Source organism: Mangrovimonas aestuarii (assembly GCF_028767185.1).
Taxonomy (GTDB): domain Bacteria; phylum Bacteroidota; class Bacteroidia; order Flavobacteriales; family Flavobacteriaceae; genus Mangrovimonas_B; species Mangrovimonas_B aestuarii.
In genome coordinates, this window is sequence record NZ_JARACK010000005.1 from 164541 (window position 1) to 187579 (window position 23039).

A 23039-nucleotide genomic window follows, 5' to 3' on the forward strand; every position below is an offset into this window, starting at 1 on the left:
CTAAATGACTACTCTAAAAAAGATGTCAAAACATCAATCACATAATCTACTTCTTCTTTTGTATTAAAATGGCTTAGAGAAAAACGAACGGATGGCTTTTTTAGATCCTCTTCACTTAATATTGTTGCAAGTACATGTGATCCCGTAGAACTCCCACTTTGACAAGCACTTCCTCTGGAACAGGCTATACCTTTTAAATCGAGCTGAAAATCTAGTATTTGAGCCTTTTCTGGTGGTATTGGCAAACAAGCATTAATTACGGTATAGGTACTACTTACCGTATCTGCACAACATCCATTAAAAGTTATCCCCTGAATGTTTTCCTCAAGTTGATTTATAAAATAGGTTTTTAGCTCTAAAACCTTTTGCTTATCTTCTTCTAAATGTTCATATGCCAATTTTAAAGCTGTTTCCAAACCAGCAATGTTATGGATAGATTCTGTTCCTGCTCTATAGCCACGCTCCTGCTCACCTCCAAAAATTAATGGTTTTAACCCAGAGTCTCTTCTTATATAAGCAAACCCAACACCCTTGGGACCATGAAACTTATGGGCACTTACTGCCATAAAATCTATTGGAATATCTTGAACATCAATTTTAAAATGTCCAACCGATTGAACAGTATCACTGTGAAACAGGGTATTGTAGGTTTTACATAAATCAGCTACTCGTTTTAAATCAAGTAAATTACCAACCTCATTGTTAACATGCATTAAACTCACCAAGCTTTTTACAGGATTATTTAATAAGAGCTCTAAATTTTGATAATCTATTACTCCTCCTTTTGTTAGGTTCACATACTCAACCGTAATACCATACTCTTTTTCTAACTGCTCTGCTGTGTGTAATACAGCATGATGCTCAATTCTAGAGGTTATTATACGTTTAACATCTAAATCTCTAACCGCACTTCTCAAAGCCAAGTTATCTGCTTCTGTACCTCCAGATGTAAATACAATCTCCGAAGGATTAGCGTTCAACAACTTCGCAATTGTTTTACGGGATTGTTCCAACAATGACTTGGACGACCTACCAAAACTATGGGTAGATGAGGCATTCCCATAATTGTTAATCATAACCTGAGTCATTCGTTCTATGACCTCTTTTCTCATTGGCGTAGTCGCCGCATTATCGAAATAAACCTGTTTCATACGAGCAAAAATAGACCAAATAAAATAATTTTCAAGATGACATCATATAAATTGAGTTTTCTCTTATTTTTGCTCTAATTATGAAGTCTATGAAGAAGTTTTTTCCAGTATTTTTAGCCCTTACCATCTTTAACCTTTCATGCGACGATGGTGATATCATCACTACTTACCTAGATTTCGACGATGTGAATTTGCAAACTTGTGGTGAATTGGTATTCTATAAGACTAAAGATGACACCAATGAAACCCTGTCCTTAAAACTCACCAATCCTCAGTATACATTTATTGCTCCCGTTAATGATACGATTCCTGTTGAAGAAAACAATATACTCTTTGTAGATGAAAATGGTGAAGGAGTTAAATTAGCTACAATAAATGGCACTTCAAATACTTTCAATTATCGAACCTATAGCTCAGAACCAGATAATGTATTCTGTAATGATGTACCTCCCTCAAATATAGATATTCAAGAGGACTTATCTAGCGATACAGGTCTTGCAACTATCACAACTACTTTAACTGAAGACGACAATGATGGTATCCCTTCTGAAGATGAAGATGTTAACGGCGATGGCAACCTTGATAATGATGATACTGATGGAGATGGAATTCCAAATTATCTTGATGAAGATGATGATGGCGACAATGTGTACACAATAGATGAAATAGATTTTGATGAAGAAACAGACGAGTTGATATTAATCGATACTGACGAAGATGAAATACCAAATTATTTAGATTCTGACGACGATGGTGACAACGTCAATACAATTGATGAAGAAAACTTAACTCAAGATAACAATCCAACCAACGATGTAACAACCCCAGGAGCAGGCCCAGACTATCTTAATCCTTTAGTAGCAACAACTGTGACTGCTGCTGCTTATCGCGAACATAATATTTACCAAACATATACCATTAAAGTCGAAGTAGAAGATATTTTACTTCCTGGGCTAACCCAAGACTATTTTGATATGGGAGATATTGAATTTCATGACGAAAGAGAAGTGACTCCTGAATTTGGTGATTAAAAAAAATATGACAAACAATAAAAGCAGCTCAATAGGCTGCTTTTATTGTTTTATCTCAGTCTTAATTAAGAATTCTGAAAAATATAAATTTCAGTTGCCCCTAAACCATATTTTTGGTAATTGGCATCATAAAACTTAATATTATCATATCTTCCAAAAAGATATTCCAACTCCATTCTTAACACACCTTCACCAACACCATGTATAAATACTACTCTTTGAATTCTGTTACGAATAGCAAACTCTAGTTTATTCCTAGCTGTATCTACTTGTAGCGTTAACATATCGTGATTGGTCATCCCCTTGGTAGAATTGGTTAATTGATGAATATGCAAATCAACCTCCATAGGAGGTAACTGCCCTTTTTGACTTACTTTCAATTTTGGCTTAGTTTTATTGGATGATTTTTTATCCTTTAAAACCGACTCTAAAGATTGAGTTGTAAATGCTTCCATATCTAAAGACCCCACGTCATCAATCAGTACTAATTCTTCTGGATTAAAGTCAAGGTCAAACCCGTCTTCAGACTCGATATAAACACGATTATTAAGGACCTTTACAACTCTTCCTTCAATATTATCATCTAATACCGAAACTCTATCCCCTACTTTTATTTTCATCATTATCCTTACTAAAAAAATCCTCCTTATCAGACTTACTTGGTATTGTTGAGGATATCCTATAAACCCCTATCATCAACAATACAATACCTACAATTAGAACTATCTGATTTTGTTTCTCACCCGCCTGGGCATAGATAGCTACAACAGCTCCTGTTGCAACCAAAATCATATTTAATATTTTAGAAAATCTCTTCTTCAAAACAAAATAAATAACTTTACCATAAAATCAATAAAACAAAATTACAAATTACCTTTTTTCAAACCCAATATCAAACTCATAGCTTTAACCGATAGTTAAGATAATTAGTCTAATATTACATACATTTTATCTAATATTATATAGAAGTCTAAAATGTATAGTTTAAAAAATTGTACATTTGTTGTGAGAAATACCTACTTTTTTTGGTTTCTTTCATAATCTGCTTAACTGAATTATTATGGTAAAAAAAATATTTTTTGCAGCATCTCTAATTGGTTTTTCGGTTAGTCTACATGCCCAACTTACGGTAAAGGACAACAGTTATATTTATGCCAGCGATGAAGTTATTTTTGTTGAAGATGATATTAATCTTGTTAGCACAAATAGTAATCTATATCTTAGAGATGAAGCTCAACTTATTCAAGGAGAAGGGACAACTGGAAATTCAGGTAATGGTAATTTAAGTATATTCCAAAGAGGTACGGTAAACGGTTACGCTTATAACTTTTGGTGTTCACCTGTGGGGCAAACTACTGGAGCTAGCAACGGAAACACTCCATTCTTAGCTAGTTTAATTGACAAACCAACAGGTAAAACCTCCAGTGATAATGTAACCTTTATCAACAGCTATGATGGTACTGCTAACCCTTTCCAAATTTCAAAGAAATGGATTTACACATTCTCCTCTTCAGCAGATTACTCTGGTTGGTCTTATAAAGGTAATTCAAACAATATCAATTCTGGTCTAGGGTTTTCAATGAAAGGGGTTAATGGAGAAAATACTACTATAGTTTATGACGATATAATATTAAATCCTGAAAATAATCAATTATATGATTTCAGGGGAAGGCCAAACAATGGCACAATTAGTAATGATATTATTGCAAATTCACAAACTTTAATCGGTAACCCTTACCCTTCAGGGATTGACGCTTTGCAATTCATCCACGATTCAGAAAACGAAAGTGTTATAACTGGTTATTTACATTATTGGGAACAAGCTCCTGGTGCAAACTCTCACAACTTAGCAGATTATGCTGGTGGTTACGCTACTTATACAATAGATATAGGAGGGGCTGAAACATTCGTTCACGCTACCTTTTATAGTTACAACGGAAGTGGTGAAGTAATTGATGAACCACAAGGAACAGGAACAAAAGTTGCTCGAAGATATATACCCGTAGGACAAGGTTTTTTTGTTGAGGGGAAATCAGATATTGTTGGAACTGGGCAGGTAAAAATGAAGAACAGTTTCCGGGCCTATGTGAAGGAATCTTCTGGCGACAGTTACTTTTTTAGAACAGCTTCTCCTGGTCATGAAAGCCAAACACAATCAGTAAATTCATCTCAAACATCCAGTGATAGTGGATTCGGTATTATTCCAGACACATATAAACGATTCCGTCTAAACATAATATTTAACAACACTTACACCCGTCAGCTTGTGCATAACTTTCATGCTAATGCTACTGATGGTTTTGATTATGGACTAGAAGGTAAAAGCCCTGGCGGAGTAAGTTCTGATGCTTACTGGATACTTAACAACGAACCTTATGTTATACAAGCTCATAACTTTACATCAGACTTAACAATCCCCTTAATCGTTAACATTGACCAACCCCAAAATGTAAACATCAACATTCTTGACATACAACATTTTCCAGACACACAAGCAATTTACCTGCATGATACTTATACAGGAACATATACCAATTTAAGGCTACAGGATTTTAGTACTTATTTGGAACAAGGGGAATATACTGATAGATTTGAAATTACATTTCAACAAGATTCTACCTTAAATAATGCTGAAATTCCCTCTGAAACACTAAATATTTTCCAAAACAATCGCCAATCAGAGCTGACTATTTTAAATCCTAATGGATTGAATGTAAAAGAAATTCAGTTATTCGATATGGCTGGAAAATTAATATTACGTAATAGTAATATGAATGCTTCAAACAGTTACAAACTGCCTACAAATCACTTAAGTGATGGAACTTATGTAGCTTCTATTATTTTGGGTAATAACCAAACTATCAACAAAAAAGTTGTAATTTCCAATAACAACTAACAGCTAAAAAATGGCTTCCATAGAACAGTACATGCTCCCTTGCCTAAACAAAAAACTTTTAGGTATTGAGTGTTTGGGGTGTGGGCTACAACGCTCTGTTGTTTTAATTTTTAAAGGAGAGTTGATTAATGCTTTCCTTATGTACCCTGCTATTTATCCCATTTTAGGCTTTATTGTTTTCCTTATTTTGAATTCATTTCTTACTTTTAAGTACGCTGATAAAACAAAATTTATCCTAGTTGTTATTATTATTTCAACTATAGTTATCAACTATATTATTAAACTAATCAACTAAACACTTAACTTTTTATGGAAAGACAAAGACTCAATCCCACAATTGTTTACGTATTGTCGATTCTAGGATTTTTATGCTGCTGTATGGGAGGACTAGGTTTTATACTCTCTGGAATTGGTTGGCTTATTGCCAACAGTAAATTAAAAGAAGCCTCTGCTAATCCAGATGAATATGATAATGTTCAAGCAATGAATACTGCAAAAACAGTAGCCCTGGTAGTAACTATTATCAACCTTCTTTATTTAATCTATACCATTTATACTATTTCGACCGTTGGCTGGGACGAAATGATGGAACAGTCTAGACAAATGATGGAGCAATATGGCATTGAAGCAGAAACTCAGCCATAAACCACAATTAATACAAATAAAAAAGCGACCGGATGGTCGCTTTTTTATTTATTCCTCCTAAAAGTTTTAATCTTCAAATTCTTTTAAAGTCTTCACAATAATTGATACACAATCCATAAGCTGCTCTTCAGTCATTACCAAAGGTGGAGCAAAACGGATGATGTTACCATGGGTTGGTTTGGCTAACAATCCATTGTCGCGAAGTGCTAAACAAATATTCCAAGCTGTATCGCTTTCCTCATCATCATTAATCAATATGGCATTTAGCAATCCTTTACCACGAACCAAGTTCACTATATTACTTGTTTCAATATATTTATTAAGCTCTTTACGGAACATATTTCCTAAGCTCTCAGCTCTTTCGGCTAATTTTTCATCTTTTACCACATCTAATGCAGCCATAGCAACAGCAGCTGCTACAGGGTTACCACCAAATGTACTACCATGGCTTCCTGGTGTAATAACATCCATTACATTATTGTTTGCCAATACAGCACTTACTGGATATACACCTCCACTCAATGCCTTACCTAAAATAAGAATATCTGGATGTACATTTTCATGGTTAACAGCCAACAACTTGCCGGTTCGAGCAACACCTGTTTGTACCTCGTCTGCTATAAACAATACGTTGTATTTTTCACAAAGTGCTTTTGCTTTGGTCAAATACCCTTCACTTGGCACGTAAACTCCAGCTTCTCCTTGAATAGGCTCAACAAGGAAACCTGCTACTTTTGAATTATTCTTTAAAGCATCCTCTAAAACCTCTAGATTATCATATTCTATTTTAATGAATCCCTTTGTAAAAGGCCCAAAGTTCTTTGTTGCTACTGGATCATTAGAAAATGAAATAATTGTTGTTGTTCTTCCGTGGAAGTTATTTTCACAAACAATAATTTCGGCTTCATTCTCATCAATACCCTTAACCTGATATGCCCATCTTCTACATACTTTTAGAGCTGTTTCTACTGCCTCAGCACCTGTATTCATAGGCAATAGCTTATCAAATCCAAAGTACTCGCATGCATACTTTTCATACTGGCCTAGCATATCGTTATAGAAAGCTCGAGAAGTTAAAGTTAAAGTTTGTGCTTGCTCTGTCATTGCACCTACAATACGTGGGTGACAATGCCCTTGGTTTACAGCAGAATAAGCAGATAAGAAATCGTAATATTGCTTTCCTTCCACATCCCACACATATACTCCTTCACCTTTACTTAAAACCACAGGAAGTGGATGGTAATTATGTGCTCCGTATTTATTTTCTAAATCAATTGCTTCTTGCGACGTTAATTGCTCTGTAACAGACATTTTAATACTTTTAAATTTTTACTGTACTATTCCTTCTTGTGGAGAGAAATCACCCAAATCTTGTAGAGGGCGCAAATTACTAAATCTTGCTTAAAATATTGGAGTATTTCGGGGCTTTTATTCTATTTTTGTGGCATGTCTAGAAAAAACAAAAAACAACTGTTTGAACAGCTTGAAGTGATAGATGCAGGTGCCAAGGGTAAAAGTATTGCTAAGGCTCCTGATGGGAAAGTTATTTTTTTAAATAATGCCATACCTGGTGATATTGTAGATGTACAGACCTTTAAAAAACGTAAAGCGTATTACGAAGGTAAGGCTGTAAATTTCCACAAATATTCCAGCAAAAGATCACAACCAGAATGTGAACATTTTGGGGTTTGTGGTGGTTGCAAATGGCAACATATGGGTTATGAACACCAGTTGTTTTACAAACAACAAGAGGTAGAAAACAATCTAACCCGTCTTGGGCACATAGAATTACCCGAAGTGTTACCTATTTTAGGATCTGAAAAACAGTATTTCTACAGAAATAAAATGGAATTTTCTTTTAGCGATAGCCGTTGGTTAACTTTAGAAGAAATTAACTCAGGTGAAGACCTTGGTGATAAAAATGCTTTAGGTTTCCATATTCCTGGAATGTGGGATAAAATTCTGGACATAAAAAAATGTCACCTTCAAGCAGATCCTTCAAACGACATCCGAAATGCGGTTAAAAGCTTTTCAATAGAAAACGGACTAGAGTTTTTCAATACCAGAGAACAATTCGGACTTTTAAGAACGATGATGATCCGCACAAGTACTACAGGTGAAATTATGGTACTTATCCAGTTCTTTAAAGAAGATAAGGAAAAACGAGAGCTATTATTAGATTTCATCAAAAAGCGCTTCCCTGAAATCACTTCTTTACAATATGTAATTAACGGAAAAGCCAATGACACTATTTACGATCAAGAGGTTATATGCTATCACGGCAGCGACCATATTTTTGAGGAAATGGAAGGCTTAAGGTTTAAAATCAACGCTAAATCCTTCTATCAAACAAACAGTGAACAAGCCTACGAACTTTATAAAGTTGCCCGTGATTTTGCTGGACTGACAGGAAGTGAATTGGTATACGATCTCTATACAGGAACAGGAACCATTGCTCAATTCGTCGCCAAAAATGCTAAAAAAGTAGTTGGTGTTGAAGCAGTACCAGATGCTATTACAGCAGCCAAAGAGAATGCTAAGCTTAACAATATCGACAACGTAGATTTTTATGTTGGTGACATGAAATCGGTATTTAACGATACCTTTATTAAAACCCATGGACACCCAGACGTGATCATTACAGATCCTCCACGAGATGGGATGCATAAAGATGTTGTTCAGCAAATATTAAATATTGCACCGGAAAAGGTGGTTTACGTGAGCTGTAACAGTGCTACTCAAGCACGTGATTTAGCTTTAATGGATCATGCTTATAAAGTTATCAAGGTACAAGCCGTGGATATGTTCCCACAAACTTTCCATGTAGAAAATGTTGTACTTTTGGAAAAACGTTAATTCCTAATATGAAGAAAACCATATTATTGCTTGGGGTAATCCTCTTTGGCTTTTTCTTTGGATGTGAACGCGATGATATTTGTTCTCAGGATAAAGTCACAACACCAAGACTGGTGATTGAATTTTATGACAATACAAATCGTGATACGCCAAAAAATATCGCCAACTTAAGAGTTCAAGGGGTTGGCAACAATCAACCATTACCTGATTATACTGGGTCTCAAAATACTAGTCAATTAATATACCTTCCACTTAAAACCGATATAGCCGAAGGTGAAATGGGAACAACACAATTTGTATTGACTAAAGATTACGGCATAGATGATAATGACACCCCTAATGATCCTGATGACGATATTCTCATAGGAAATTCAGACACTATAACCATTTCCTATTCAACTAGGGAAGAATATGTATCCCGAGCCTGTGGCTATAAAACCGTATTTGAGAATATCAGTATTGTTCGAGAAAATGAAGCCGACGAAAATTATTGGATTTTTGACTTAGAACCAGTTGAAGAAAACATTATCATAGAAAATGAAAAAGAGACACACTATAAAATTTACAATTAACACTTTATTAGTTCTTTTGTTTTGTGGTGTTTCAGTGTTTTCGCAAAACGACTCCCTAAAGCAACAACCTATCGATTCTGTTAAGTATAAGCTACGTTATGGTTTAAGATTAGGTGTGGATCTAAGCAAATTGCTACGTACCGGATTTGATGATGATTACAATGGCTTTGAATTAAATGGAGATTTTAGAATTACCCGTAAATGGTTTATTGCGGGTGAACTGGGTTCAGAAGAAAAAACCACTTCCAATGATTATTTAAACACTACCTCTTCTGGTCAATACTTTAAAGTTGGAGCAGATTACAATGCTTACGAAAATTGGTACGGTATGGAAAATATGATTTACGGAGGTTTACGAATAGGCGCTAGTACTTTTAAGCAAACTGTAAACAGCTATACTGTTTATTCTCAAAATCAATATTGGACACCACAACTTTCTTCAGATGAAAAAATGGAGTTTAACAGCCTATCAGCCCTTTGGGCTGAATTAATTGTTGGGATAAAAGCCGAATTACTTCACAATCTTTTTGTTGGCCTTAACGTCCAATTTAAATATATTGTTACACAAAATCAACCAACAGGTTTTGAAAACTTGTACATTCCAGGATATAACAAAACCTATGATTCTGGAAATTTTGGATTTGGTTTTGGATACAATGTATCTTACTTAATCCCATTTTATAAATCTAAAGGATAATAAATTAACTTCTGGGATTTTGATTTGTGATTCTAAGAAAGGGCGTTCGTAGAAACCTCCTTGACCCTTCTTGATTTTTTATTTCGTTTTCAAGATCAATCTATAAAAGTTGTAGAGGAATAAAAAAGCCTTAAGACGAATCTTAAGGCTCTTAAATATAACATAAATATATCTTATAATTTCACGGTGAGTCCTATTCCAGGAGATAAACCGGCGACATTTCCTCCAGCAAGCTCTACATAAACCCCCCATTTATCATTCCAAAACCATCGACCACCAACTTGCAATCCAAAATCTATATCGCTGTCGTCTTTCCCACTACCCATATAGATAGAATATCCAGCATTGGCACCACCGTAAAAATCCCAAGCAGTATTTGTAATTCCAAAAAGATTATCGAAGTAATAGTTTGCTTTAACTCCTAAGTTTAACCAGTCAAAATCTAAACTTGTTCCTGCTCCTGGAGCAATAGTAATATTTTTGTGTATTGGAAATTCGTAATTAGCACCCACTAAGCCAAAATTCAATTCATTTCTAGCCTGCCCAAAAACATTTGCAGCACTACATAGTAATGCAAAAACAAATAGTAAAGTTATTTTTTTCATGATATATTATTAAATATGTTTAAATCAAATTTATATATATTTTTTCAAATAAGATGCACAGAATCTATCAATAGCAGATTTACTCGACAATAAAAGAAAGAAAATACCTGCTTTAGTCTTTTAGAAACACAAATATTCGTTAAAAAAAACGATGTAAAAAGTTTAACCAACAGCCTTTAATTCAAAACAATAACATTACTTAGTACAACATAGAGCACATATTTATTGATATACCAAAATTTTCATGGATAAAGGGTTTCCCACTTAATTAGCTGTAAAATGATATCTATTTTAATCATATCGAATAATTATAATTTGAGTTTGAAATCGTAATAGGATACGCTACTTTTGACATAAAAACAGTTTAAACCATAACCATGAAAACAATCAAACTAACCCTTTTAGCGCTTTCCATTGTCCTAGGTTTCAGCGCTTGTTCCTCTGATGATGACAACAACAATAATAACAACAATACTGATGGTTCTACCGTTATATTCCCTCTAAACAGTAATAACTATTGGAAATATGACGTAGTGGCTACCAATACTCAATTTACTGATGATTTTAACGGTACTGACTCGCTTTATGTAAATAATGCTAATGGAAATAATTACTCCCTAAATGCTAATGACAATGGCATTGCCAATGGCATAATGAGTAGTATTTTAACTTCTGGTGAATTAACAGCTTCTGAGCAAGATTTAACAATTAATGGAACTTTACAGCTTCCTCTTGCCGGTTTTGTAGATTTCACCATACCTCTAGATAATGTGAAGCTATACGATATTCAAGCTAATAACAATAGTACACTAAGTTCTGTTACAGATTCATTTGAACAAGAAATTCAGGGTTTTCCAATGACTTTCGATTATACGGCTGAAATTATTCAAGTGGCGACTTATGAATCAATGCAGCTAAACGGAGAAAACTACAATAACGTTACAGAAACTCGATTAACTCTAGATGTTGAAGTTTCAACTGTTCTTGTAGGCCAGCAATTAAACATGCTTAATAACCAAGAGGTAATGGCCGTTACGGCATATTATGCTAATGAAATTGGTTTAGTTCGTGCTGAAGCTGATATTAATTACGAAATGTCACAAAACTTTATTTCTGCTGTAGAATTACTTGGAGGGGAATTGCCTATTCCAACCTCTTCATCTGGAACCAATGTGCAAGAACTAACCGAATATTTTGTTGAAGAATAAATAAATAATTTATTAATAACTTTTAATAGCCTTGTTTTTACAAGGCTATTTTTGTTTTAATGCCTCAAATAAAATTGTAACAGTATGTTTTGCTAATCTACCGGTACCATCTTTTATTTGGTGACGGCAACTGGTTCCATTTGCAACTATCTCTACCTCTTTATTGGTTTTCCTAATAGCTGGAAATAAAGTTTGTTCACCAATTGTCATACTTACGTTATAATGTTCTTTTTCATAACCAAAACTACCAGCCATCCCGCAACATCCACTAGGGATTATAGTTGCTTTATAATTTTTTGGTAGATTCAGAATCTTAAAACTAGAACTCTGACTCGATAATGCCTTTTGATGACAATGACCATGGAATTTAAGTATTTTGCCCTCATCTGTAAATGAATCTGCCTTTATTCGTCCAGCGTCTATTTCAATTGCTAAAAAATCATCTATTAAAAAAGTATTGTTTGATATTTCTTTAGCCGCCCCTTTATCATCACATAATCTAAGATATTCATCTTTAAAGGTCAATATGGCAGATGGCTCTAACCCTACTAATGGAGTTTCCTCTCCAATTAAAGCTTTAAAAATTGCTATATTTTTATTAGCTAATTTTTTCGCTTCTTTTAAAAGACCTTTTGAAATAAATGATCTACCAGACTCCTCATGATCTAACAATCGAACTTGGTACCCTAAAGCTTGCAACAACAATATCGCTTCTTCACCAATTTGTGTATCTAGATAGTTAGTAAACTCATCAACAAAAAACCAAACTTTTTTTAATGGACTAGTCGGATTATTTTTTAGTAAATGAGTTGCTTTACTCCGTAAACTTTTTCCAGACACTAAGGGTAAACTTCTTTCTTTGGCAACTCCTAAAGTGGATTTTATCATTGAAGAAATCACCTTGTTACTAAACATAAAATTTGAAATACCGGCTGACGAACTTGCAATACGGTTAATAGTATTGTTATAGGCAAACAATTTAGTTCTAACAGGAATCCCATTAGCCTGTTGATATTGGTACTGAAACTCTGCTTTTAAACTGGCCACATCAACACTACTAGGACATTCTGTGGAACAAGCCTTGCAACTTAAACACAGATCGAAAACAGTTTTAAGTTCGTCATGATCAAATCGGTTTACCTTATCTGAATGCGTTAAAAATTCCCTTAAGGCGTTGGCTCTGGCTCTTGTTGTATCCTTTTCATTTCTGGTTGCTCGATAACTTGGACACATTACACCTCCAAACTCTGGAAGTTTTCTGCAATCTCCTGTACCATTACATTTTTCGGCCTCTCTTAAAATGCCTTGAGAACTTGAAAAATCCAAAATGGTATCTATTTCTGGCTCTTTCCTATCAGCTTCATAACGAAGAAATGAATCCATTGGTTTAGCAGCTACAATCTTGCCAGGGTTAAAGATATTTTTTGGGTCGAATACCGATTTAATGTACTTTACAATTTCATAATTTGCTTTACCAACCATCAATGGTATAAACTCAGAACGCACCCTTCCATCACCATGCTCTCCAGACATTGAGCCATTGTAAGACTTAACCAAATGAGCAACTTGTGTGGTAATTTCCCTAAACAAACTAACATCTTCACTTTTTTTAAGATTTAAAATAGGGCGCAAATGGAGTTCACCTGCTCCCGCGTGAGCATAGTACACAGCTTTTTGATCAAATTTTTCCATTAATTTGGTAAAATCCTCAATATAATTAGCTAAATCGGGAAGTGCCACTGCAGTATCTTCAATACAAGCAACAGTTTTTTTATCTCCAATTATATTTCCCAACAACCCAAGTCCGGCCTTTCTCAATTCTACAGCCTTATCTATTTCATCATCCTGTAGTATTGGATATGCATAGCCTAACCCCGAGGCTAATAATTCATCTCTCAACGCTATCGCCTTGGAAATAGATTCATCCGCTGAATTTGACCTAAGCTCACACATCAAAATAGCTTCTGGATCTCCTTCAATAAAACTTCGATTGTCTTGCTGTGTTTTATTGTGCTTTGTAAGATCAATAATTGTTTTATCCATCATCTCACACATATATAAATTGTGCTTCATAGCTAGAACTACAGCTTGCATACAATCTGGTATTGTATTATAATGAGCCGCTACCAAACAGCTATACGTTGGAGGTAAATTATCTAACTGAAGAGTAATTTGTGTGGTAAAAGCTAAAGTACCTTCACTACCACACAACAACTCACACATATTAAATTGGTTTAATGAATTTTCATTAAAAATCTGAGAATCAATTAATGAATCTAGGGCGTATCCTGTATTTCTTCTGTGTATTGTTGGTTTGGGAAACTCTTTCTCTATTTCGTTTTTAACACCAGGTTTTACTAAGGTGTCAAAAATAGATTTATAGATAATTCCTTCTAATGTTTGCAACTCAAGTTTCCCCCTAAACTCCTGGTTAGAAATAGACTTAAATTCAACTTCACTGCCATCACTCAACAAAACCTCCAATTTAAGTACCTTATCCCGTGTTACACCATATTGAATGGAAGTAGAACCTGAAGAGTTGTTGCCAACCATTCCCCCTATCATACACCGATTTGATGTAGACGTGTTTGGCCCAAAAAATAAACCATAGGGCTTTAAATAATTATTCAGCTCATCACGAACCACTCCAGGCTGCAGGGTAACTGTTTTTGTAGTTGTATCTACAGATATAATTTTGGTGAAATATTTTGAGACATCAACAACTATTCCCTCTCCTACGCATTGTCCCGCCAGAGAAGTTCCTGCTGTTCTGGGTATCAATGAAACATTATTGTCATTTGCAAAAGCAATTAGTAGCTTTAAATCAAAAACATCTTTCGGATAGGCCACAGCTATTGGTAGTTCTCTATATACGGAGGCATCAGTTGCATATAATGCTCGCATAAGATCATCATGGTAAAGTTCTCCTCTAAGATTGCTTTTTAGTATATTTAAACTATTCATATTAAATTAGCCACCTATTTTATTAAAATTAATCTACTTCACCGTTTAAAATTAAGACTTGTAGCCCAATTTAACATAAAAATTCGCATTGTATTTCAACATGAACATGTATGAAAATTACTATTTTATTGACACTAAAACTTTTGATTATGAAAAGACTGATTTTAACCATTAGTTTAATACTTGGGTGTCTATCTCTTGGATACTCTCAAGACATTGCAGACAATGCCATCGGTTTACGACTGGGGGATAGTGATGGCTTTGGAGCCGAGATATCCTATCAACGTGCATTAGGATCCAATAATCGTTTGGAAGCAGACTTGGGCTGGCGTAGTGGTAACGATTACGACGGATTTAAGTTAACGGGGATTTACCACTGGGTATGGTATTTAGAAAACAACTTTAATTGGTATGCCGGTCCTGGTGGTGGATTTGGAGTTTACGATTACAATCATGATCATGATCATAACCATGGCCATGACCATGATAGTGACTCCTTTGTTTTTATTGCTGGGGATATAGGGATTGAATATAACTTTAACATTCCTTTACTTCTTTCTTTGGATTTTAGGCCAGAAATAAACTTTGGAAGGGATGATGATCTAGACCTTGACATTGCTCTTGGTGTTCGATACCAATTCTAAATTAGAAGCTATCTAAAAAGTTTTATTTAGGTCCTTGAGAATTGCTTTTTGAAAAATATCTTAAACATCTTACCAAAATAAAAACTAGACTGTCTTTACTTATTATTCAGGCTCGTTTAAAGTAAAGTACTCTTAGCTAAAGTTTTTTTATAAATTGCCTCATATTGAGGTACAATATTATGGATATCGAAGAGCTCTGCCTGAGCTCTGGCCTGCTTTTTAAACACTTTCAAGTCATTATTTTCTCTTAAAATCTTTAAAGCATTAATACTCATATCCTCAACATCCCCGACAGGACTGAGATACCCCGAAATCCCATGGATATTCACTTCTGGTATTCCTCCAGAGTTACTTGAAATAACAGGAACTCCAGATGCCATCGCTTCTAAAGCGGCAAGACCAAAGCTCTCAGTCTCTGAAGGAAGAAGAAACAAATCACTAAAACAGAGAATCTTATTAATTTCATGACTTTTACCAAAAAAGATAACCTTCTTGGCTATACCAAGCTGTTCGCATAAATTTTCGGCGTTTTCCTTTTCTGGCCCCTCACCGACCATCATAAGCTTGGCTGGAATCTCCTTTTGAATGTTGTAGAATATCCTAACAACATCTTCAATTCGTTTTACTTTTCTAAAATTACTAATGTGGGTTACTATTCGTTCTTCTTCATTGGCCATCATAACCCGTTGGCAATCTCTATACTGATTTTGATACTTAGAAAGATCAATAAAATTCGTTACAACATTAATTTCTCTCTTTATATCAAACAACCGTAATGTATCATCTTTCAAGCTTTGAGAAACGGCAGTAACTGCATCAGATTTATTAATACTGAAAGTCACCGCTGGTTTATAAAAAGGATGGTTACCTACCAAAGTAATATCTGTACCGTGTAACGTTGTTACTATTGGCAACCTAACACCTTCTTCTTGAAGCATCTTTTTTGCCATATAAGCCGCATAAGCATGAGGAATGGCGTAGTGCACATGAAGTAATTCAATCTTGTACAATTTTACCGTATCGACCAACTTACTGGATAGTGCCAATTCATAAGGTTGGTAATGAAATAATGGATATTCGGGAACATGAACTTCATGGTAATGCACCTGATTAAGCAATTCTAAACGCACAGGCTGGCTATACGTAATAAAATGAACTTCGTGCCCCCGCTTAGAGAGCTCTAACCCGAGTTCTGTGGCAACAACACCACTACCCCCAAAAGTTGGATAGCAAACAATTCCTATGCGCATGTTAATCAATTATAGATTCGTAGATTAATTTCTGAATATTAGTCCTAATATCCTCTTTAAGCAAAGTATTATCTGCTGAATCGGGATAAGTTCTATTAGCTAAAAAAACGTAAACTATTTCTTCTTCTGGGTCTGCCCAAGCGTAAGTTCCCGTAAAACCGGAATGTCCAAAGCTAGTCATAGACAAGCAACCACAGGTTGGCCCTACATCTCCTAGCTGGGGTTTATCAAAACCAACTCCTCTCCTATTATCGTCTTGGCAATAATAACAACGGTTAAATTTATCTAATGTTTCAGGTTTAAAATACTGTTTCCCTCCGTAATATCCTTTCTGCAAATACATCTGCATTATCTTTGCAACATCGTTTGCATTACTGAATACTCCTGCATGACCACCAACTCCATTTTGCATCGCAGCCCCCATATCGTGTACATAACCCTGTACCTTTTGGAATCTGTAATAACCATCTTTCTCTGTTGGCACAATATTTTTATTACTAAAGGTCGTACTCGGATTATACATGGTATAATTAGCTCCTAAAGAAGCATAAAAGTGTTCATGAACCAGTTCGTCAAGAGGCTTATCATAATAGTGTTCAATATACTCCTTTAAGATATAATAAGGTAAATCACTATAGCGATAACGTAATTTGCTCAACAAATCACTATCCCTTATTATTTTTTGAATAGAATCCTGATAATCGGCACGCATGTACATATTATTAGCAACCTTTACATTAAAGTTTTTATCGTAGGTAGTACTGTAATAATTTGGTGAAGGATGTTTAGTAACTGAATCCATCGTAGCCATGTAAAAAGGAATCCAGGGTTTTAATCTAGCATAGTGAGAGAGCATTTCCTTAAGAGTAATCTTAGCCTTGTTTGAAGACTTATACTCAGGGAGTATTTCAGAAAGCTTAGTGTCTAAGGAAACAATATTTTGGTCTACCATTTCCATAAGCATAGGTAAGGTAGACAATATCTTTGTCAACGATGCCAAGTCATAAATATCGTTAAATTTTACAGGCTCCTCAGGATCGTAAGCGTGTGTTCCAAAGCTTTTGTTGTAGATAACTTTACCGTGTCTGGCTATGAGCAACTGAATACCCGGCGTCATTTTTTTTTTTACAGCGTATTCTGCAACTGAATCGACTTTTTTTAATAATTCAGAACTCATGCCTTCCCGTTCAGGGATACTATATCCCAGACGTTTTAGGGTACCTAGTGTAATGCTAGTTCCTTGAGGAAAATCACCAATTGAAACTGGTAATTGCCCTTTTGCCGAAAGTGCACCAAAAATAATCTGGGCTGATTTTTCCTGAGCCACATCACTATTCTGATAACTCACAACGATACTCTCAATATTTTTAGTTGTGGATAGATCCAACAATGCATAAGGTTTTACAAATACATCTAAAATCACATCATTCTTTCTAGCAATCTCATATAACCATACCAACTCTTGATCGGTAAATTTATAGCTCTTCCAGGGATTTTTGTTAGATCGGTGCAATCCAATAATTACGGTATTGTACTGCTCTAACTGTGTTAAATTATCGTCTAACATATTTCCTTTAATCTCGTGAACTTTGGTGTACTTCTTTAGTTCTTTTAAAAATGTACTGCCAGAGTCGTCTCCCATATGCACATAAGCTATTGATCTTTTATCCAAGTCTCGAAGCGGAAGAATATTATCTTCATTTTTAACAACAGTGATAGCTTCTTCAAAAAGGGCTTCATTTAGCGCATCATCTTTTATCCTATTAAGATCCTCAACTAAGTGGTCAATTACTATAGGTTCAAAATTATTTAGTCCAACCTTGTATTTAGCCTGTAAAATCTTTTTTACTGAATATGCCAATCGGTCTTCACTTATACGTCCATCGTTAAAAGCTTCTTCAATTTTAAACATAGCTTTTGGCACATCTTCAGAAATAAGAAGCACATCGTTTCCTGCCAAAAAAGCAGCCAAGTCAATATCACCAGGTTCACTAAAATTAGCAGCGCCTTTCATCTCCAAAGCATCGGTATAAATAAGCCCTTGAAACTGCATCTTATCTTTCAACAGATCAGTAACAATTTTTCTGGAAATAGAAGATGGATACCCAGAACGTGATTCTAAACTTGGAATGTTTAAATGGGCAACCATAACACTGGATAGTCCATACTTTATCAATTCACGATAAGGATAAAGCTCTACTTCTTCTATACGCTTTTTATCAAAATTAACCGTTGGCAAAGTTTTATGAGAATCCTGATCTGTATCACCATGACCAGGGAAGTGTTTAGCCGTAGCCAAAACCCCTGCACTTTGCATACCCTTCATAAAAGCCAATGCCTTTTGGGTAACATTGTCCTTATCCTCCCCAAAGGAACGATTACCTATAATTGGATTTAGAGGATTTGTATTGATATCAACTACAGGTGCAAAATTAAAATGTACACCTATACGCTTACAGTGTTCACCTAATTGTCTCCCGGTTTGCTCTACTAAAGCATTGTCTTTAATAGCTCCCAATGTCATATTCCATGGAAAAGCATAGGTAGAATCCAACCTCATACTCAATCCCCATTCGGCATCCATCCCTATTAATAGAGGCACTTTAGATTTTGATTGGAGTTTATTATTTAACTTAGCCTGAGCAACTGGTCCTCCCGTAGAGTAAATAATTCCACCAATATGATTGTTTTCAATTAACTTAAGAACACTGTTCTCATGAGCCTGCCCCTTATTGGAAAATGCTCTAACCATGAATAATTGACCAATCTTTTCCTGAAGGGTCATTTCATTGTACAAACTATCTACCCAATGTTCCTGCTGCTCCACATCCTTTGTAAGCAATGGATTTTTTGGGGATTGACTGAATATATTTTGAACGGAAATTAAAAGACAAATTAAGAGTATCGTTTGGCGCATGAATCACTTCTGGTTTATATCGTTATATATAACTAAAACAGTGCCAAAATAGTATTTTTAAAATGAAGAAGAAAGGACTTTAAGATAGAATTATAAGCCTATATTAAAAAAGAAGGGCAGTTATAAAAGCTGCCCTATTTGATATTTTAGTTTACAAATCTGCCATGCCAACTATCTTTTGCAGGCACTTCCCAATTTTCGTTAAACTCAGCGATATTTGTGACAAGATTATTAAAAACAATTGTGTTTTTTGAAACAGCCTTGTCCTTTGCCATTTTTCTAAACTCAGCCAAAGGTTTATAGGCTACAAACTCTCCCTGTTTATAGGATACGTTCATTTTATCCATTAAATCAACGCTATAGTCCTTCTCTAATTGTTGAATAAAATGAACAGATGCATCAATCGAGCATCCTGTTGCCTTATTTAGATTTTGATTTAATCCGATAATAATAAAACGCTTGTATTTTATTGTATATCCTGCTTGTAAATCACTACCATGAGCAGTCCAATTCTCTATAAACACATTCAGTTTATCACTTATTTCTGCCAACTCCTCTTCTGTAAAAGAACGGTTAGCTTGGTATATCCACACTCTTGATGTTTCTGGTAAGTCATTAAAATCAACTAACATAACACTTCTTGTTTTTTTCCAAATGCTGAAAATAAATTACAGCTGATTATATGATGCAAATGTAGTGAAGAATACTCCTAAAACAACCAATGTTCTATATTTTGAACACCTGCTCAAAACAAAAAAAAAAGAGAACCCTAAGCCCTCTTCTTTTAATTATCGTTACAATAAAACGTTACTTTTTAGCTTTATAAACCTTTAGCAATTTCTTTCGGTTAATGATTACCATAAGTACTCCATAGCCCATTGAAAAGAAAACAAACTTTTCCCAAGAAAAAGGAGTATTTCTCAGGTAATCGAAACCAGCCATTACCAACGCAAAGATAATCCCATTGAAAAGACCAAACCTTACTAGTTTTATCGCTTTACTGTTTATATTCAAAACTATAACTCTTCTGCATTAGCAATCAACTCGGCTACATCCATAACCGCAATTTTAGCTTCTTTCTCCTTTGCTTTTACCCCATCGGTCATCATAGTGTTACAGAAAGGACATCCTGCAGCAATGATTTCCGGTTTGGTTTCAAGAGCCTGTTCTGTACGGGCAATGTTGACGTCTTTATCGCCTTTTTCTGGCTCCTTGAACATTTGGGCTCCACCAGCACCACAACAAAGACCGTTACTTTTACACTTGCGCATTTCAACCAATTCGGCTTCTAACTTTTTAATCAAATCGCGAGGTGCTTCGTATACATTGTTTGCACGCCCTAAATAGCAAGGATCGTGAAAAGTAATACGTTTACCTTTAAATTTACCTCCTTCAACAGTTAATCGACCTTCGTCTAAAAGCGTTTTTAGAAATTGAGTGTGGTGCATCACCTCAAAGTTCCCTCCAAGTGAAGGATATTCATTTTTAATGGTATTAAAACAATGCGGACAAGCTGTTACTACCTTTTTAATTTCGTAGGCATTCATAACTTCTATGTTAGTAACCGCTTGCATCTGGAACAAAAATTCGTTACCGGCACGTTTAGCAGGGTCTCCTGTACAGCTTTCCTCGGTACCTAAAACAGCAAATTCTACATTAGCTTTGTTCAATAACTTTACAAAAGCCTTAGTAATTTTTTTGGCTCTATCATCAAAACTTCCTGCGCATCCAACCCAAAATAATACTTCTGGTTGTTTGCCTTCGGCCATATATTCTGCCATGGTAGGCACTTTAAGTAATTCGCTCATACTGGTAGGTTTATTCTTCGTTTTGACCATCATTAAACACCTCGATGGTCACATTCTTTTGTACTAAATCTGTAAATTGTCCTTTATATCTAGTGGCTTTTACCATGTGGTTATCTATCCAATGATAATTACCGCCTCTAGGTTTTCCCATCAATAATCTATGGTATTTAAACCCATTGTCATCAAGCCACTTTTCTGTAATCGTTCTATGCTCTTCTATACGGGAAGTGAAAAAACAAATCATATGGCCTTCATCAAACCACTTATTGCATATTGCTAAAGCATCTGGATAAACTTCTGCCGTTACCATACGATTTGGTTCCTCATTGGGAATATCATCGCAAATAGTTCCGTCGATATCGATTAAGTAATTCTTTATGCCTTTTGGCAATACTGGACTTACTTTTTCTCCACCTTCTACTTTATCATGCAAAAATTTATCAGCTTCTTCCCGTTTCATGGCTTTGGCTTTATTTATTAAGCTTCATCCTTCCAGTTCAATCGATCCATTTGATTGTATGGCCAAGGTGCTCCGTTGTTCTCAATATTACTCATCATATTATTAAGCTCAATTGGTGCTGCAGATTGTTCCATCACCAAATAACGGCGCATATCCAAAATAATAGATAACGGATCAATACTTACAGGACAAGCTTCAACACATGCATTACAAGATGTACATGCCCAAAGCTCTTCTCTAGTGATATAATCGTCTAATAATTGCTTACCATCATCTTTAAACTCGCCGTTGTTGGCATCTATATTTTTTCCAACTTCTTCAAGTCTGTCGCGAGTATCCATCATAATCTTACGAGGCGACAGCTTTTTACCCGTTTGGTTGGCAGGACATTCACTTGTACAACGTCCACATTCGGTACAGGTATAAGCATTTAATAACTGAACCCAATTAAGGTCCTGAACATCACTAGCTCCAAATTTAGATGGCTCCTCTTCTTCTTCGCTTGGCTCTGGTGCAGCAAAAGGATCGGCATTTGGATCCATCATTAACATTACCTCATTGGTAACAGCTTCTAAATTATCTAATTCTCCTTTTGGTTTAACCTTCCCAAAGTATGTATTTGGAAACGCCAATAAAATATGTAAGTGCTTGGAAAAATATAGGTAATTAAGGAATACCAAAATCCCCAAAATGTGCAACCACCAAGCAGAACGTTCTATAAAATGAAGTGTTCCTTCCGAAAGCCCTTCAAACAAAGGAGCTATCAATCCACTAATTACATTACCTGAATTCATTTCCTGAAAATGAACATCTGTGGCATTCATTATAAGAAAGAGTGCCATAAGTACCATTTCGAAATACAAAATGTAGTTAGCATCATTTTTTGGCCAACTAGTCATTTCTGCTTTCCAAAAACGCTGTAACTTAATAATATTTCTACGAATCCAAAAGATGACAACCGATACAAACACTAAGGCTGCAAGAATTTCAAAAGAACCTATTAATACTCCATAAAAAGTTCCCATACCTGAAAAAATACGGTGAGTTCCTAATAATCCATCTATGATAATCTCGAGAACTTCTATATTAATTATAATAAAACCGAGGTATACTATAATATGTAGAATACCTGCAACAGGACGGCGTACCATTTTACCTTGCCCCAATGCAATTCTTATCATATTTCTCCAACGTTGTTCGGTATTATCACTTACATCGACATCCTTTCCGAGTTTAATATTACGGACAAGTTTTTTAACGTTCCTGGTAAAATACCCAATGCCTGCAATCAATGCAATGGCAAACAAAATACTAGGTATAAATTTCATTGTGGTA

Annotated in this window: 22 protein-coding genes; 9 read left to right on the plus strand and 13 right to left on the minus strand. The window is 35.2% G+C overall.

Annotation, left to right across the window (positions count from 1 at the left end):
* Window positions 1-8: 8 nt before the first annotated feature.
* Window positions 9-1151: a cysteine desulfurase family protein gene (locus PWU04_RS08265; protein ID WP_274475550.1), complete on the minus strand. Its 1143-nt coding sequence runs from the start codon at window positions 1149-1151 to the stop codon at window positions 9-11.
* Between the two features lie 89 nt (window positions 1152-1240).
* On the opposite strand from PWU04_RS08265, the gene PWU04_RS08270 reads away from it, so the two are divergent.
* Window positions 1241-2182, plus strand: a complete 942-nt coding sequence (locus PWU04_RS08270; RefSeq protein ID WP_274475552.1) for a hypothetical protein — start codon at window positions 1241-1243, stop codon at window positions 2180-2182.
* Window positions 2183-2247: 65 nt separating this feature from the next.
* Here the strand turns inward: PWU04_RS08270 and PWU04_RS08275 are convergent, their stop codons facing one another.
* Both PWU04_RS08275 and PWU04_RS08280 read right to left on the minus strand, forming a co-directional pair.
* Window positions 2248-2802 carry a Smr/MutS family protein gene (locus tag PWU04_RS08275; protein WP_274475658.1) on the minus strand — a complete coding sequence of 185 codons (555 nt, stop codon included), beginning with the start codon at window positions 2800-2802 and terminating at the stop codon, window positions 2248-2250.
* Window positions 2780-2974, minus strand: a complete 195-nt coding sequence (locus tag PWU04_RS08280; protein WP_274475553.1) for a hypothetical protein — start codon at window positions 2972-2974, stop codon at window positions 2780-2782. Before PWU04_RS08280 ends, PWU04_RS08275 begins: the two co-directional genes overlap by 23 nt.
* A gap of 268 nt (window positions 2975-3242) precedes the next feature.
* Between PWU04_RS08280 and PWU04_RS08285 the strand changes: the two genes are divergently transcribed.
* From PWU04_RS08285 to PWU04_RS08295, 3 genes are read left to right on the plus strand one after another with little or no spacing between them, the layout of a single operon-like run.
* A complete protein-coding gene (locus PWU04_RS08285; RefSeq protein WP_274475554.1) occupies window positions 3243-5078 on the plus strand; it encodes a T9SS sorting signal type C domain-containing protein in 1836 nt (611 codons plus the stop codon).
* Between the two features lie 31 nt (window positions 5079-5109).
* Window positions 5110-5373 carry a DUF2752 domain-containing protein gene (locus tag PWU04_RS08290; protein WP_274475660.1) on the plus strand — a complete coding sequence of 88 codons (264 nt, stop codon included), beginning with the start codon at window positions 5110-5112 and terminating at the stop codon, window positions 5371-5373.
* Between the two features lie 14 nt (window positions 5374-5387).
* Complete coding sequence (locus PWU04_RS08295) at window positions 5388-5723, plus strand: CCC motif membrane protein (protein ID WP_274475555.1); 336 nt, start codon at window positions 5388-5390, stop codon at window positions 5721-5723.
* A 66-nt stretch (window positions 5724-5789) separates the two neighbouring features.
* Here the strand turns inward: PWU04_RS08295 and rocD are convergent, their stop codons facing one another.
* Window positions 5790-7034 carry an ornithine--oxo-acid transaminase gene (gene rocD / locus PWU04_RS08300; RefSeq protein ID WP_274475556.1) on the minus strand — a complete coding sequence of 415 codons (1245 nt, stop codon included), beginning with the start codon at window positions 7032-7034 and terminating at the stop codon, window positions 5790-5792.
* A gap of 135 nt (window positions 7035-7169) precedes the next feature.
* Here rocD and rlmD point away from each other — a divergent pair, with 135 nt between their 5' ends.
* Genes rlmD through PWU04_RS08315 form a run of 3 tightly spaced genes read left to right on the plus strand, consistent with a single transcriptional unit; the run spans window position 7170 to window position 9848 of the window.
* A complete protein-coding gene (gene rlmD, locus PWU04_RS08305) occupies window positions 7170-8579 on the plus strand; it encodes a 23S rRNA (uracil(1939)-C(5))-methyltransferase RlmD (protein WP_274475558.1) in 1410 nt (469 codons plus the stop codon).
* Between the two features lie 8 nt (window positions 8580-8587).
* On the plus strand, window positions 8588-9151 hold the full coding sequence (locus PWU04_RS08310; RefSeq protein WP_274475559.1) for a DUF6452 family protein: 564 nt from the start codon (window positions 8588-8590) through the stop codon (window positions 9149-9151).
* A complete protein-coding gene (locus PWU04_RS08315; RefSeq protein ID WP_274475560.1) occupies window positions 9117-9848 on the plus strand; it encodes a DUF6048 family protein in 732 nt (243 codons plus the stop codon). The genes PWU04_RS08310 and PWU04_RS08315 overlap by 35 nt, the downstream gene beginning before the upstream one ends.
* 173 nt (window positions 9849-10021) lie before the next feature.
* Here the strand turns inward: PWU04_RS08315 and PWU04_RS08320 are convergent, their stop codons facing one another.
* Window positions 10022-10453, minus strand: coding sequence for a hypothetical protein (locus tag PWU04_RS08320; protein WP_274475561.1), 432 nt, complete (start codon window positions 10451-10453; stop codon window positions 10022-10024).
* A gap of 377 nt (window positions 10454-10830) precedes the next feature.
* Here PWU04_RS08320 and PWU04_RS08325 point away from each other — a divergent pair, with 377 nt between their 5' ends.
* Window positions 10831-11661, plus strand: a complete 831-nt coding sequence (locus PWU04_RS08325) for a hypothetical protein (RefSeq protein WP_274475562.1) — start codon at window positions 10831-10833, stop codon at window positions 11659-11661.
* A gap of 45 nt (window positions 11662-11706) precedes the next feature.
* Here PWU04_RS08325 and PWU04_RS08330 read toward each other — a convergent pair whose 3' ends face one another.
* A complete protein-coding gene (locus tag PWU04_RS08330) occupies window positions 11707-14625 on the minus strand; it encodes an FAD-binding and (Fe-S)-binding domain-containing protein (protein WP_274475564.1) in 2919 nt (972 codons plus the stop codon).
* A 149-nt stretch (window positions 14626-14774) separates the two neighbouring features.
* Between PWU04_RS08330 and PWU04_RS08335 the strand changes: the two genes are divergently transcribed.
* Entirely contained in the window at window positions 14775-15269 is a 495-nt protein-coding gene (locus PWU04_RS08335) for a hypothetical protein (protein ID WP_274475565.1), read from the plus strand.
* Window positions 15270-15385: 116 nt separating this feature from the next.
* Here PWU04_RS08335 and bshA read toward each other — a convergent pair whose 3' ends face one another.
* The 7 genes from bshA to PWU04_RS08370 all read right to left on the minus strand — a co-directional run bounded on the left by bshA (window position 15386) and on the right by PWU04_RS08370 (window position 23032).
* Complete coding sequence (gene bshA / locus PWU04_RS08340) at window positions 15386-16519, minus strand: N-acetyl-alpha-D-glucosaminyl L-malate synthase BshA (protein ID WP_274475567.1); 1134 nt, start codon at window positions 16517-16519, stop codon at window positions 15386-15388.
* Between the two features lies 1 nt (window position 16520).
* Window positions 16521-19436 (minus strand): glycoside hydrolase family 3 N-terminal domain-containing protein, encoded by a 2916-nt coding sequence (locus tag PWU04_RS08345; protein ID WP_274475568.1) that lies wholly within the window; start codon window positions 19434-19436, stop codon window positions 16521-16523.
* Between the two features lie 146 nt (window positions 19437-19582).
* Entirely contained in the window at window positions 19583-20068 is a 486-nt protein-coding gene (locus PWU04_RS08350; RefSeq protein WP_274475569.1) for an ABC transporter ATPase, read from the minus strand.
* Between the two features lie 175 nt (window positions 20069-20243).
* Window positions 20244-20450 carry a hypothetical protein gene (locus tag PWU04_RS08355; protein ID WP_274475571.1) on the minus strand — a complete coding sequence of 69 codons (207 nt, stop codon included), beginning with the start codon at window positions 20448-20450 and terminating at the stop codon, window positions 20244-20246.
* Between the two features lie 2 nt (window positions 20451-20452).
* On the minus strand, window positions 20453-21244 hold the full coding sequence (locus PWU04_RS08360; protein ID WP_274475573.1) for a (Fe-S)-binding protein: 792 nt from the start codon (window positions 21242-21244) through the stop codon (window positions 20453-20455).
* A gap of 10 nt (window positions 21245-21254) precedes the next feature.
* Complete coding sequence (locus PWU04_RS08365) at window positions 21255-21704, minus strand: LNS2 domain-containing protein (RefSeq protein ID WP_274475574.1); 450 nt, start codon at window positions 21702-21704, stop codon at window positions 21255-21257.
* 17 nt (window positions 21705-21721) lie between these two features.
* The gene (locus PWU04_RS08370) at window positions 21722-23032 is read right to left on the minus strand and encodes a (Fe-S)-binding protein (RefSeq protein ID WP_274475575.1); all 1311 of its coding nucleotides are present in this window, start codon (window positions 23030-23032) and stop codon (window positions 21722-21724) included.
* Window positions 23033-23039: the final 7 nt, after the last annotated feature.